This window comes from Streptomyces sp. NPDC091416, assembly GCF_044756845.1.
GTDB lineage: Bacteria > Actinomycetota > Actinomycetes > Streptomycetales > Streptomycetaceae > Streptomyces.
On record NZ_JBIVTU010000005.1, the window covers coordinates 84,987 to 98,269 of the forward strand.

The following is a 13,283-nucleotide window of genomic DNA, read 5'->3' on the forward strand; positions in this document are numbered from 1 at the left end:
GCTCACCGCCCCCGACCGCAGAGCCAGGCCGTCAACGCCCCTCCGGCGGCAAGTCCGGCCGCGGCGACCGACCAGGTGACGGTGACCGAGTCGATGGCACCCACGAACGCTCCGACGGCGAAGAGTCCGACTCCGGTCACGGCTCCGGACACCAGGGAGACGAAGGACAGCATGGTGGCCCGGTTGGCGCCGGTGAGCCGGTCGTTGACCGCGCCCTGGACGACCGGCACGGCCACGCCCGACGCCGCGGAGAAGCAGGCGAACAGCGTCACCGCCTGCCAGGCGCCGTCGCTGAACGCCGTCCCCAGGAGCAGGACCGCGGCCGCGAACGACGCGGCCAGAACGATCGGCGGACGCGCGACACCCCGCTTGGTGCGCAGCCTGCGCACCAGGTCGAGGAGCGGGATCTGCACCAGCGGCCCCACGCAGCGCACCAGCCCGAGCAGTACCAGGGAGGTGGTGAACTCCCCGTCCAGGTAGGCCGTCCACTGCACGCCGGGCAGGCTGCTCATCAGCGCCACGAAGGCCACCGCCCCGGCCAGGAACATCAGCACCCGGTCCCCGCGCAGCGCCGCCCCCGTCCCGCCCAGGTTCTCCCGCAGGGCCGTGGACAGCGTGAGTCCGGCGGGACGCGCGGCCCGGCTGTGTTCGCGCATCACCAGCGGCAGGACGGCCGCGGTCACCGCACACACCACCGCCGACAGCAGGAAGGGCAGGGCCAGGCTCCGGGTGCCGATGACCGCTCCGGTCAGGACACCGGAGATCAGCCCGGAGTTGCAGGCGATGCGGCTGCGGGTGAACAGCGCGTCGACCGTCTCGTCCGCCCCGAAATGCTCGCTCTCGTCGACCGCCCACGCCTCCAGCGCACCCGACTCGAACGTCGTGCCGATGGACACCAGCACGTGCGCGAGCAGCAGGACGGGCAGATCGTGAGCGAAGAACAACGCCCCGAACCCCACCGCCCGGAAGACGAAGCTCGCGATGACCGAACTGCGCCGCCCGAGCAGGTCGGCGACCAGGCCTGTCGGGATCTCGAAGACCGCCTCGGCCAGCCACACCACCGCGACCGTGGCGAAGATCGCCCCCGGGCTCAGGCCGATGGAGGCGAAGTAGAGGATGGACGTGGCGGCCCAGGTGAAGTCGATGAAGTAGCCGACGTACGAAATGCCGTAGAACATCCTGGTCGTACGACGGATCGCCGCCAGGTCCTTCACAGGCGGCGGTCCGTCGTGCGCGCCGAGGGGCGCGGACGGCTCCTGGGACGGCAGATCAGTGGTCAAGGTCTTCCTTCTCCGTCATGCACGAGGACAGTCATGCGAATCGAGTGAGCAGCGAAGGGTCCCGGTCCAGGCGCTCGTCGCCGACCGACTCCCGTACCCGGGCGAGCAGTTCGGGCAGTGCGGTCCGAGGATTCCCGGCCGTGGGCAGGTGGGCACCGTACTCCTCCCCGGCAGCCGGCAGATCACTACCGGCCACCTCCACCAGGCGCTCCATGTAGAGGTAGGGGACGTGCCGCAGGGCGACCAGGTCCAGTTGGAGCTGCGCGAGGCGGTCGCCGGTGCGGCCGCCCGCACGCCACTTCTCGGCGCAGAGCTCACCGTCGGCGAGCGCCGTGTCGATGGCGGGCTGCCAGGCCCGGCGGAACCACCGCATCCCCGCGGCGACCGCGGCGACGTCGTCGTTCTCGTACAGGCCCACGATGTCCGGGAGTTCGTTGGGAGCGAAGGCGCGGCCGTGCCGGCGTTCGTAGAACTCCCGGATGGGCGTGCCCTGATAGAGCACGAGGGTGGTGTAGATCGCCTCGTGCGGGACGTAGTCGTAGAAGCCGAGCCGGCGCAGGAACGACAGGTTCAGCCGCAGGTCGGCCAGCGTGGTGGCGGGGTCGAACATGATGAAGTCGACGACGATCTCCAGCCCGAGCCGCTGCAACGTGCGCACCGCGTCGACGTTGACCTGGGGCGACACGCCCTTCGCCAGCCGTTCCAGCATCGAGGGTGAGGCGCTTTCGATGCCGAGCTCGACGAACCGCAGGCCGATCTCCTTCATCCGCGCCAGGACGTCCTCACTGCGCAGGATCTGGTTGACGCGGGTGCCGAAGCTGACCGTGATCCCGGGGTCGTACGCGTGGATCGCCTCGATGACGGCGAGGGAGCGGCGCGGGTTCACGTAGAAGTTGGCGTCGCTGAAGTAGATGTGCTGGTACGGGATCCCGTCCCGCTTCCGGAAGTAGCCGATCTCCTCGACCACCGACTCCGGCGAGCGCGTACGGTAGCGCCGCCCGATGGTGAGCACACCGCAGAAGGAGCAGTTGTACGGGCAGCTCCTGCTGGTGTTGACGGTCAGTGCGGGCTTGAGCCGGCCGCTGACGTCGTCGAAGTACGTCAGCGTCGGATATCCCGCGTCGGAGGTGAACCGGGCGTCGGGGAACGGCAGGGTGTCCAGGTCCTCGATGAACGGCGGGTCCTCCCGCGATGCCGCCGCCCCGCCCGGCTCCCGCCAGGTCGTGCCCAGCACGCCGGTCACCGGACGGCGCGCGGCGACCCGTCGCGCGATCTCCAGCATCGGCTCCTCGCCCTCGCGGCGCACCACCAGATCGACCTGCGGATGCGCGACGACCAGATGGTCGGCGACCGCGGTCGCATGGGGACCGCCCAGCACGACCAGCGCGGCCGGATTGCGCTCCTTGACCCAGGCGGCCATGCGCAGGGCGTTGTCGGCGGACTCGTTGTAGACGGAGAAGCCCACGATGTCGTACGTGTCGAGACGGTGCTCGGCGGCGAGCAGCTCCGGATCGCGGAGCGCGCCGCCGAAGTCGAAGCCCTCGCTCTCCAGACCGTGGGCGCGCAGGTAGGCCATCACATAGGCAAGCCCGATCGGCTTCGACTTGCGGCGGTCCGAGTACCCGACCGACGGGTTCACGAAGGCCATGGCCGGGCTGAACACGGCAGCCTCGGCGGGGGTGAGTGCCGGGGCGATCCGCAGGACCTCCGGCCGCTGCCGGGTTCCGGAGGTCCTCCGCGTCGCCGGAGTGGTCCGCGCCATCAGCCGCTCCGCTCGGGGAGGAGCACGCCGTCGGCGAGCAGGGAGAGGGCGAACGTCCGGTCTCCTCCCTCCAGCTGGTCCGGGGCCGCCTGCCCGGCGAGCAGGGCCCGCCAGACCGCGGAGGCGGCGGTGTTGAGCCGCACGCACTGCCCCTGCGGGCCACCCTCGGCCACGTACACGTGACCTGCCTCGTCGAGCCAGCGATGAGTCGTCCGCATCCCGTTCCTCCCTGTGGTCCGTGTTCTCGGTGTGGTGGGGCCGGGGGTGGCCCCGGCCGCTCGGTGAGCGGCCGGGACCACTGGTGCCGACCGGCACATCAGTTGGCGGTCCAGGTACGGCCGAGCATCTTCACGTAGCTCGCGCCGCCCAGGCTGACGGCCTCGGCCGCCGCCTCGTCCGCGTCCTCGAAGCCGTCCAGGGACAGCTCCTCGGCCAGCTTCGCCACGAGCTCCTGGCCGGTGGATTTGGTGGTCATGTTGTTCACCTCCCCCGTTCGTTCCGTACGTCCCCCGCGGACCGTGTCCCGGGGGGCTGCTCGATCACCATCAGGCCGGTGTCGAGCAGGTCCGTGAGCGCCCGGACGACCGCTGTCTCGGCCGAGCCGGGCGCGGCGGCCCGGAGGGAACGGACGGCGATGCCGCTGTCCACCCCGTCGCACGCGGTGAAGAAGGCCCACTGGTAGGCGTTCAGCACGTGGACGTCCCACGGCTCGAACGTGGCCACGAGGCCGAGGTCCGGCTCCGGCCGCCAGGCCCGGTGACCGGGAGCGGCGCGGCGGAGGGTGCCGGCGGGCAAGCCGGCCGCGATGACCGGCCGGACCGGCGGTCCCGGCTCCCGGTCCCGCCGGGGACCCGGCCCGGGCACGGCGGCCCCGCCCTCGTGGTCCCGCGGTGCGGCCTCCAGTACCCCGCTCAGCCACCGCGCCATCCGCATGCCGGCCGGCCCCAGGTCGCGGGAGGCGTCCCCCAGCAGCTCCGTCAGCAGGTACGCGGCACGCTCGCGGCACACCTCCAGGCCGGTCGCGCGACTCCGGCCGGGCGGGTCGTGCCGTTCGTACAGTGCGGTGAGATGGACGTAGACATGGGCGGCGGCGAGCGCCCGGTTGGCCAGCCACCGGTGGGGCGTCCCGGACGCGTCCCGGTGCCAGGGGACCGGCAGCAGCAGCGCGCTGTCGTCGGCCACGCCCGCGCGATGGACCGGGCGGGTCAGAGTGAGCGCGTTGAGCTTGAGATGGAGCGCTTCGTGCAGCAGGGCTTCGGCGACACGATCGGGGTCGTCAATGACGCGGCGCTCGAGGAAGATGATCCCCGGCTGTGAGAGAAGGGTTCCGCTGGCGAAAAGGCCACCGTCGAAGAATGCGATTCCGTCGATGAACGGAAATGTTTCCCGAGTGATCTCCGGTACGGTCGCGCAGAGCAGTTCGGCCGCCTTTTCGACGGCTTCCTGTTCGATTTCATCGGCGGGGTAGAGCGTATTGACCTCGGAATGCCCGTTCTCCGCGTCGAGGGCGCGGGAATGCGTTTCGCGTGAGGCCGGCGCGGTGCGCGCGTACCGTCCGAATGCCGCGTCGACGGCCGAGGTCAGCGGTCCGTGCACTCCTTGCCACAGCCAGACGGTCTGCTCCCGGCGCTCACCGATCCGCGCCGTGCGCACGCGCCCCGGCTCCGCGCCCGTCGGCGACAGACCCTCCCGTCGTGGTGCCCGCGGCGCGATGGCGGCCGCCAGTACGGACGACGGTTCGGTCACCGGCTCGTGCAGGCCGTCGAACATCGACTGCAACGCGGCCCATACGGCCGGGTCCTCGGCGACCTCCGGACCCGCGACGACGTCGTCGCCGTACCCGAAGCGCCGCAGGGCGGCCGTGAGGGTGAACCCGAGTACCTGCCGGGCGCGCCGCCGGATCGCGTCCGCGCGGCCGAATTCCGGGTGCGCGGCCAGGAGGCCGGCGCGTCCGGGCGCCACCTCGGTGAGCTGCTCATTCATAGGTGGGCACCGCCCCGATGTCGTACTCGTAGCCCCGGCCGGCCTCGTCGAAGGTGCGGCGGACGGCCTGACGGACGGCGGCCGGTATCTGCTGCGGATGGCGCCGGTGGAAGGCGCGCTCGTGCTGGAACATCACGAACGTCTCGGGCCGGCCGAACCCGTAGCGGGCGTGGTCCTCGCCGAAGCAGGGAGCGAAACAGAGCACGAATGCCCGGTGCGCTCCCCACCGGAACCAGTGGCTGGGGTCCGTGACGTCCTGCGGCGACACCCGCGGCGCGCCGGGGGACCGAACGGGCCCCGTACCAGTCGAAGACCGCGACGGTGGTCTCCTCCAGCCGCCCCAGCGACTCGCCGGCCCAGCCCGGCAGTTCGAGCACATAGCCGTCGGCCTCGTCGGCCAGGCACGCCGTGAAGGCGGCCCGGAAGGACGGAAAGGAACGTTCCAGATGTTCTTCGAGTGTGGCGGAGGAGTTGCTCGGCGGTGAGGTGCGGATGACCGAACGTGCCGCGTAATGGCATTCGCTCCGGTCCAGCACGTACTGAAACGTATTCTGGCTCATACCCGGCCCCCGTCGGATATCCAAGCTCACTTCGGAATGGGTCAACACTTCCGAACTTCTCGCATAACAATTGACGACCACGGCGGGGCGGTGCGTCAATTACACACCGGGAAATTGGCTGAAAGCGCGCATGGCGTGAAAGTGCGTCTTGCGTGACGGCGGAAAGGCGTCCCGGAGGCGGCCGGCGGGGCGACGTCAGGGGCGGGCGTCCGGGGCGGGTGTCCGGGGCGCGGGGTGGTGGGCGCCGTCATGCGCCGGGTGTCGCGGGCCGTACCTGACCGGGGGTTCGCCGGCGGACGCCTCGGCCGGATGGCGGCGGTTCGGGGGTGGCCGGACATGACCTGTCCACGGTGATGTACTAGAGTTATCTCGACATCGAGATATATGCCGAAGGCGCACAGCGGGCCACCGCGCGGTAAGGGTTACCTAACTAAGCCTTACCTTAGCGGATGTCCGGCTCGCCGAAGGCGGCACCACGCGGCGCCCGCCGAAGTGAGGCGCGGCGCGGAGTTACGCGCACATTGATGAAGGAGACTGTCGTGTCGGCGAACAGCTTCGACGCCCGCAGCACGCTGCGCGTGGGCGACGAGTCGTACGAGATCTTCAAGCTGGACAAGGTCGAGGGCTCCGCGCGCCTCCCTTACAGCCTGAAGGTGCTGCTGGAGAACCTGCTCCGCACGGAGGACGGCGCGAACATCACCGCCGACCACATCCGGGCGCTCGGCGGCTGGGACTCCCAGGCCCAGCCCAGCCAGGAGATCCAGTTCACGCCGGCCCGCGTGATCATGCAGGACTTCACCGGTGTGCCCTGTGTCGTGGACCTCGCCACCATGCGTGAGGCCGTCAAGGAGCTCGGCGGTGACGCGACGAAGATCAACCCGCTCGCCCCGGCCGAGCTGGTCATCGACCACTCCGTCATCGCCGACAAGTTCGGCACGAAGGACGCCTTCGGCCAGAACGTCGAGCTGGAGTACGGCCGCAACAAGGAGCGCTACCAGTTCCTGCGCTGGGGTCAGACCGCCTTCGACGAGTTCAAGGTCGTCCCCCCGGGCACCGGCATCGTCCACCAGGTCAACATCGAGCACCTGGCCCGCACGGTCATGGTCCGTAATGGCCAGGCGTACCCCGACACCCTCGTCGGCACCGACTCCCACACCACCATGGTCAACGGCCTCGGTGTGCTCGGCTGGGGCGTCGGCGGCATCGAGGCCGAGGCAGCGATGCTCGGCCAGCCGGTCTCCATGCTCATCCCGCGCGTCGTCGGCTTCAAGCTGACCGGCGAGCTCCCGGCCGGCACCACCGCCACCGACCTCGTGCTGACCATCACCGAGATGCTCCGCAAGCACGGCGTCGTCGGCAAGTTCGTCGAGTTCTACGGTGAGGGCGTCGCCGCCACCTCCCTCGCGAACCGCGCCACCATCGGCAACATGTCGCCGGAGTTCGGCTCGACCGCCGCGATCTTCCCGATCGACGACGAGACGCTGAAGTACCTCCGTCTGACCGGCCGTGACGCCCAGCAGGTCGCGCTCGTCGAGGCGTACGCCAAGGAGCAGGGCCTCTGGCTCGACCCGGCCGCCGAGCCCGACTTCTCCGAGAAGCTGGAGCTCGACCTCTCCACGGTCGTCCCCTCCATCGCCGGCCCGAAGCGCCCGCAGGACCGCATCGTCCTCGCGAACGCCAAGGCGCAGTTCGCCCAGGACGTGCGCAACTACGTCGCGGACGACGAGGAGGCGGGCAAGGAGTCCTTCCCGGCCTCCGACGCCCCGGCCGCCTCCAACGGCGTCCCGTCGAACCCGGTCACCGTGACCGCCCCCGACGGCACCACGTACGAGCTGGACCACGGCGCCGTCACCGTCGCCGCGATCACCTCCTGCACCAACACCTCGAACCCGTACGTCATGGTCGCCGCGGCGCTCGTGGCGAAGAAGGCCGTCGAGAAGGGCCTGACCCGCAAGCCGTGGGTCAAGACCACCCTCGCCCCGGGCTCGAAGGTCGTCACCGACTACTTCGACAAGGCGGGCCTGACCCCGTACCTCGACAAGGTCGGCTTCAACCTCGTCGGCTACGGCTGCACCACCTGCATCGGCAACTCCGGCCCGCTGCCGGAAGAGGTCTCCAAGGCGGTCAACGACCACGACCTGGCCGTCACCTCGGTGCTCTCCGGCAACCGTAACTTCGAGGGCCGGATCAACCCCGACGTCAAGATGAACTACCTGGCGTCCCCGCCGCTGGTCGTCGCGTACGCCATCGCCGGTTCGATGAAGGTCGACATCACCAAGGACGCCCTCGGCGTCGACCAGGACGGCAAGCCCGTCTTCCTCGCCGACATCTGGCCCTCCGAGGCCGAGGTGAACGACGTCGTCGCCAACTCCATCGGCGAGGACATGTTCAACAAGTCCTACCAGGACGTCTTCGCGGGCGACGCCCAGTGGCAGGCGCTCTCGATCCCCACCGGCAACACCTTCGAGTGGGACGCCGAGTCCACCTACGTCCGCAAGCCCCCTTACTTCGAGGGCATGACGATGGAGACCACCCCGGTCTCCGACATCACGGGCGCCCGCGTCCTCGCCAAGCTGGGCGACTCGGTCACCACCGACCACATCTCCCCGGCCGGTGCGATCAAGGCCGACACCCCGGCCGGCAAGTACCTCACGGAGCACGGCATCGAGCGCCGTGACTTCAACTCCTACGGCTCGCGCCGTGGTAACCACGAGGTCATGATCCGCGGCACGTTCGCCAACATCCGCCTGCGCAACCAGATCGCGCCGGGCACCGAGGGCGGCTTCACCCGCGACTTCACCCAGGCCGACGCGCCGGTGTCGTTCATCTACGACGCCTCGCAGAACTACCAGGCCGCCGGCACCCCGCTCGTCATCCTGGCGGGCAAGGAGTACGGCTCCGGCTCGTCCCGCGACTGGGCGGCCAAGGGCACCGCGCTCCTGGGCGTCAAGGCCGTCATCGCCGAGTCCTACGAGCGCATCCACCGCTCGAACCTCATCGGCATGGGCGTCCTCCCGCTCCAGTTCCCCGAGGGCCGGACCGCCGAGTCCCTGGGCCTGACCGGTGAGGAGACCTTCTCCTTCGCCGGCGTGACCGAGCTCAACGACGGCACCACCCCGCGCACGGTCAAGGTCACCACCGACACCGGTGTGGAGTTCGACGGCGTCGTCCGCATCGACACCCCCGGTGAGGCGGACTACTACCGCAACGGCGGCATCCTGCAGTACGTGCTCCGCAGCCTGATCCGCAAGTAGGCATCAGCGGCAGTACGGCGAGAGGGCCGCACCCCCGGCGACGGGGGTGCGGCCCTCTCTCATGCTGTGGGGCAGATGACTACCGGGATCAGTAGAGCAGCCGGTAGGTGCTCCAGCCGCCACCGATCTTCACGCGCGCCTTGTAGGGCGAGGCCGCGTTGCCGGTGCCGGAGTAGCGCCAGAGGATGCCGTCCTTGTCACGGGCGAGCAGGTCGGCCCTGCCGTCGTAGTCGAGGTCACCCGTCGAGATCAGCAGGTTGTAGGCGTTCCAACCGGGGCCGATCTTGGTGCGGGCCGCGAACGGGGCCTTGTAGTTGCCGGTGCCCTTGTAGAGCCACAGGACGCCGGACTTGTCCTGGGCGACGAGGTCGTGCTTCCCGTCGCCGGTCAGGTCGCCGTTGCCCGCGATCTGGCTGTACGTGTTCCAGCCACTGCCGACCTTGTAGCGGGTCGTCAGCTTGCCGTTGCCCGTACCCAGGTAGAGGTAGAGCACGCCCGAGCTGTCACGGGCCAGCAGGTCGCCGGCGCCGGCGCCGCCGAAGTTGCCCGCGGAGATCATCTTGTTGTAGATGTTCCAGCCGCCGCCGACCCGGAAGCCCACGGAGTCCCAGGGCATGTAGTACAGCGAGCCGGAGTAGTCCCGCGCCCACAGGCCGTCGGTCTTGGAGTCCGTGCCGTTGTTGACCTGGCCGAGCTCCTTGATGTCGGACCAGTTGTCGTCGCTGTTCGACTTGCGGGCGAGGAAGCCGCCCTTCTGGTTCTGCGTGTAGCCGTAGGAGTTGCCGGCCTTGTCGATCCCGTACAGGGCGGACGACACGGTGGCGGCGGCGGCTGCTGCCGCGGCGGGCTGCTGCGTGGAGTTGACCGCGCTCGGAGCCACCGGGCTCGGGGAGTCGGCGGCGACGGCGGAGGTGCCGGTGCCGACGAGGGCGGCGGTGATCGCCGCGGCTGCCACACGGGCGGCTATTCGTCTGTGCTTACGGCCAGAGGTTTTGGCCACGAAGTACTCCATGGTTCTCGATGAAGAGTGACCCGCCCGCCCCAGGAGGGAAGGCGGGCCACGGGTTCATCCGAATCGTGTCATGACTTCGGTCGCGAAACCTTCACTTTTTGGTCAGAAGATAAGACGGTAGGTGTTCCAGCCACCGGTACCGATCTGCGTGCGGTTCCCGTACGGGGCCGAGGCCTTGCCCGTGCCCTTGTAGAGGTACAGCGCGCCCTTGGCGTCCCGGCCGACGAGGTCGGTCGTGCCGTCCAGGTCGATGTCGCCGGGGGCGAAGACGGTGTTGTACGTGTTCCAGCCACCGCCGACCTTGGTGCGGGCGGTGAACGGGGACTTGTAGTCGCCGGTGCCCTTGTAGAGCCACAGGACGCCGGACTTGTCGACGGCGACGATGTCGTTCTTGCCGTCGCCGGTCAGGTCGCCGTTGCCCGCGATCTGCGTGTACGCGTTCCAGCCACCGCCGACCTGGTACCGCTTGGTGACGGTGCCGTCGCCGTAACCCAGGTACAGGTACAGGTATCCGGCGGAGTCGCGGCCGAGGAGGTCACCGGCCTCGCCGCCGCCGAGGTTGCCCGCGGAGACGAGCTTGTTGTAGATGCCCCAGCCGTGACCGACGTTCTTCAGGTCGGCGTTGTCGTTGGCGGCGTAGTTGAGCACGCCCGCCGCGTTGGTCTGCCAGCGGCCGTCGGCGACGCTGTCGGCGTTGCTGTCCACGAGGCCGAGGAACTTGGTGTCCTTCCAGCCCGTGTCGAACGGGACGCGGGCCTGCAGGCCGCCCTCGCCGTTCGGCGCGTAGTAGTACGAGGCGCCCGTGCTGTCCACGCCCGAGATGCCGTACATGGGCGCGTCGCCCGTGTCCGCCGCGAACGCGGAGGCGCCGGTGCCGACGAGGGCCGCGGTTATCGCGGCGGCGGCGACGCGGGTGGCTGCCCGCCCGGGCAGACGGCCGGAGATCTTGGCCACGTGTGTTCTCCATGGATGGTGGGTCGAGGCGTGACGCGCCGCGGGATACGGGGACACGCCACGGAATTGATGTGATCCTTTCACGAGTCCCTCACGGCTCCAAGGGTTTGACGGAAAGGCGCCAAAGCGACATCTGCGCCCCGCCTGCGGGGCGTTGCCCGGTCCCCAGGTCAGGGACGGGCCACGGAACCGGCTGCCGCGGGTTCGGCGGCGCCCTCCGCGGTCAGCCGGTGAATACCGTGCAGCTGCGTCATCACGTCCCGCAGCGACCGGCAGTCCCGCGGACCCGGGCCCGGCGCCGGCCGGGCGGTGCGGTGGCCGTCCTCCAGGGCGTCCGCCAGCACGGACAGCGCCGTCGTCACGCGCTCCGCCTCGCCGGACGAGGGCCGCGGCACCCCGTTCTCGACCCGCAGCGCGCACGCGGTCGCCGCGTCGACGACCAGTTCGGCGGCCACCGTCACCGCCGACCAGTCGTGGCGCCGCCCGCCGAACGGCCCCGGCAGCTCGGCCGCGACGGTCTCCGCGGCGGCCCGTGCCTCGGCCAGCGCCCGGTACGCGGCGCCGCGCAACGCCAGGCCCCGCGCGTCGTCCCGGGGCAGTCCGTCCGGTACGTCGTCCCGCTGCCGGTCCCGGGCGTCGCCCCGCCGCCGTCCGCCCGCGGCCGGGTCCGGAGTGTCCAGGACATGGCGCAGATACCGCTCCGTGCAGCGCAGCGTGACGGCGAACCGGTGGCCGACCCGTACGCGGGGGTCGGCCACCAGCGGCAGATGGCCGACGAGCAGCACGATGACACAGGCCAGGAAGGTCTCCAGCAGCCGGGACGCGGCCGCCTCGGTGTCACCCGCGGTGTGCACGAACGACAGCACGAGCACGGTGATCACCGCGGTCTGGAACGCGAAGTGCCGGGTGGACAGGGGCACCAGGGCCCCGGCGACGACGACCGCTGCCACCACGGTCACGGGCGCGCCGAGTCCACCGGGCGCGGCCATGAGGGCGACGAAGGCGAGGACTCCGGCGACGGTCCCGGCGAACCGGTTCACGACCCGGGAGAACAGCGGGCCCATGTCGGGCTTCACCAGGAAGGCGGCGGTGGCGGGCAGCCAGTACCAGTGGTCCTCGTGCAGCAGCAGCGCGACGGCCGCCGTGACCGAGACGCAGAGCGCCACTCGCAGCCCGTACTCCCGCCCGGCGGAGGTGAACAGGCCCGGGCGGAGACCGGAGCGCGGGCCCGTCGCACGGGAGGAGCCGGGGCCGGGGTCCTGCGGGGCGTCCGCGCCTGCCGTCGTCCGGTCGAAGACCACCGCGGCCTCCAGCACCGCCCGGTCGAAGGCGAGCCGTTCGACCGTGTCCGGCGGCGGGCCCGGCAGCGTACCCGCCGGTCCGCCGGAACGGACCGCCGCCGCCAGCCGCCGGGGACCCTCGGCCACGGCGTCCGGGACCGGACGGCCCTCCCACAGCAGCGCGATGCTCGCCTCGCAGAGCGCGACCCCCGAGCCGAAGCGTTCGGCGAGGGCGTGCGCGGCCCCGCCGGACCGGTGGGGCCACGGGAGCAGCCGCATCAGCCGCAACGCCTCGTCGGCCTGCTGCTGCGCGGCGACCAGGGCGCGCCGGGCGGAAGCCGCACCCGGTCCGCCGAGCGCGCCCAGCGCGTCCGCGAGCGCGTCGAACACGGCGGCGACGGCCTCGCGTTCACCGCTCCACCGCGTCGCGCCGGGCGAGCGCGGGGCGCGCAGCAGGAGGCGCAGGAGGACGAGCCAGCCCGCGCCGGAGAGGAAGCACAGGGCCTTCAGCCATGCGGGACCGGCCAGCGGCATGCCCATGCCGATCGTCGTGGCGACCAGCATCTGGAGGGCGCCCGCCGACCACACGGCGCCCCTGGCACTCAGTGCTCCGGAGACCCATCCCACCAGGAAGAGCACGGGGACCGCAGCCCACCGCCCCGTCGTGTCCGCGACCGCGGCGCCCAGGAGCAGCCCCAGCGACCCCGCCGCGGCCGGCAGCCCTATGTGGACGAGCCCCTTGCGCCGGGTGCCCGGGCGGTCGTTGACTCCGGCGAGCATCGCCCCGAGCGCGGCCAGGACCCCCGGCCCCGGCTGACCGAGGGCGATACCCGCGCCGAGCAGGGGGCCCGCGCCGAGCGCGCCGCGCACCATGGCCGTACGGGGTACCGGGGCCCGGCGCGGGCGCAGTGCGTGGGTGAGCCAGGCGGGCGCGGAGCGCCGCGGCCTCGTGCGGTCGGACCGGACGGCCGGAACGTGCACCGTGTACCTCCTCGTTCACCGGCCGGACCACGGGTGGTCCGGGGGCGGGTGGGGCGGGCAACGGCGGCCGCGTACACCGAACGTAACAGGGTGACTTGTCGGGCGGGCTGCGGTGATGTTTCGGGCGTGTGATCCCTTGGACTGCCGGACTGCCGGACTGCCGGACTGCCGGACTGCCGGGCTGTCGGACTGCCGGTTTGCCGGGCTGCCGGTTTGT

General features: G+C 71.0%; 10 protein-coding genes. 1 reads left to right on the forward strand and 9 read right to left on the reverse strand.

Annotated elements, in window-relative coordinates; all coding sequences use genetic code 11:
• Positions 1-2 precede the first annotated feature (2 nt).
• The 6 genes from ACIQMX_RS16705 to ACIQMX_RS16730 all read right to left on the reverse strand — a co-directional run bounded on the left by ACIQMX_RS16705 (position 3) and on the right by ACIQMX_RS16730 (position 5,230).
• Positions 3-1,280: an MFS transporter gene (locus ACIQMX_RS16705; protein ID WP_402478643.1), complete on the reverse strand. Its 1,278-nt coding sequence runs from the start codon at positions 1,278-1,280 to the stop codon at positions 3-5.
• A 31-nt stretch (positions 1,281-1,311) separates the two neighbouring features.
• On the reverse strand, positions 1,312-3,042 hold the full coding sequence (locus ACIQMX_RS16710) for a B12-binding domain-containing radical SAM protein (RefSeq protein ID WP_402478646.1): 1,731 nt from the start codon (positions 3,040-3,042) through the stop codon (positions 1,312-1,314).
• Positions 3,042-3,260, reverse strand: a complete 219-nt coding sequence (locus tag ACIQMX_RS16715; protein WP_363074192.1) for a hypothetical protein — start codon at positions 3,258-3,260, stop codon at positions 3,042-3,044. The genes ACIQMX_RS16710 and ACIQMX_RS16715 overlap by 1 nt, the downstream gene beginning before the upstream one ends.
• Before the next feature lie 98 nt (positions 3,261-3,358).
• Complete coding sequence (locus ACIQMX_RS16720; RefSeq protein WP_402478649.1) at positions 3,359-3,517, reverse strand: hypothetical protein; 159 nt, start codon at positions 3,515-3,517, stop codon at positions 3,359-3,361.
• Between the two features lie 5 nt (positions 3,518-3,522).
• A complete protein-coding gene (locus ACIQMX_RS16725) occupies positions 3,523-5,025 on the reverse strand; it encodes an aKG-HExxH-type peptide beta-hydroxylase (protein ID WP_363074196.1) in 1,503 nt (500 codons plus the stop codon).
• Positions 5,018-5,230 (reverse strand): hypothetical protein, encoded by a 213-nt coding sequence (locus ACIQMX_RS16730; RefSeq protein WP_402478652.1) that lies wholly within the window; start codon positions 5,228-5,230, stop codon positions 5,018-5,020. Before ACIQMX_RS16730 ends, ACIQMX_RS16725 begins: the two co-directional genes overlap by 8 nt.
• A gap of 894 nt (positions 5,231-6,124) precedes the next feature.
• Here ACIQMX_RS16730 and acnA point away from each other — a divergent pair.
• Positions 6,125-8,839 carry an aconitate hydratase AcnA gene (gene acnA, locus ACIQMX_RS16735; RefSeq protein ID WP_363074200.1) on the forward strand — a complete coding sequence of 905 codons (2,715 nt, stop codon included), beginning with the start codon at positions 6,125-6,127 and terminating at the stop codon, positions 8,837-8,839.
• Between the two features lie 88 nt (positions 8,840-8,927).
• On the opposite strand, the gene ACIQMX_RS16740 is transcribed toward acnA, so the two are convergent.
• The 3 genes from ACIQMX_RS16740 to ACIQMX_RS16750 all read right to left on the reverse strand — a co-directional run bounded on the left by ACIQMX_RS16740 (position 8,928) and on the right by ACIQMX_RS16750 (position 13,066).
• On the reverse strand, positions 8,928-9,839 hold the full coding sequence (locus ACIQMX_RS16740; protein ID WP_363074202.1) for a VCBS repeat-containing protein: 912 nt from the start codon (positions 9,837-9,839) through the stop codon (positions 8,928-8,930).
• Positions 9,840-9,953: 114 nt separating this feature from the next.
• A complete protein-coding gene (locus ACIQMX_RS16745; protein ID WP_363074204.1) occupies positions 9,954-10,805 on the reverse strand; it encodes a VCBS repeat-containing protein in 852 nt (283 codons plus the stop codon).
• A 170-nt stretch (positions 10,806-10,975) separates the two neighbouring features.
• The gene (locus ACIQMX_RS16750) at positions 10,976-13,066 is read right to left on the reverse strand and encodes an FUSC family protein (RefSeq protein ID WP_402478656.1); all 2,091 of its coding nucleotides are present in this window, start codon (positions 13,064-13,066) and stop codon (positions 10,976-10,978) included.
• Between the last annotated feature and the right edge of the window lie 217 nt (positions 13,067-13,283).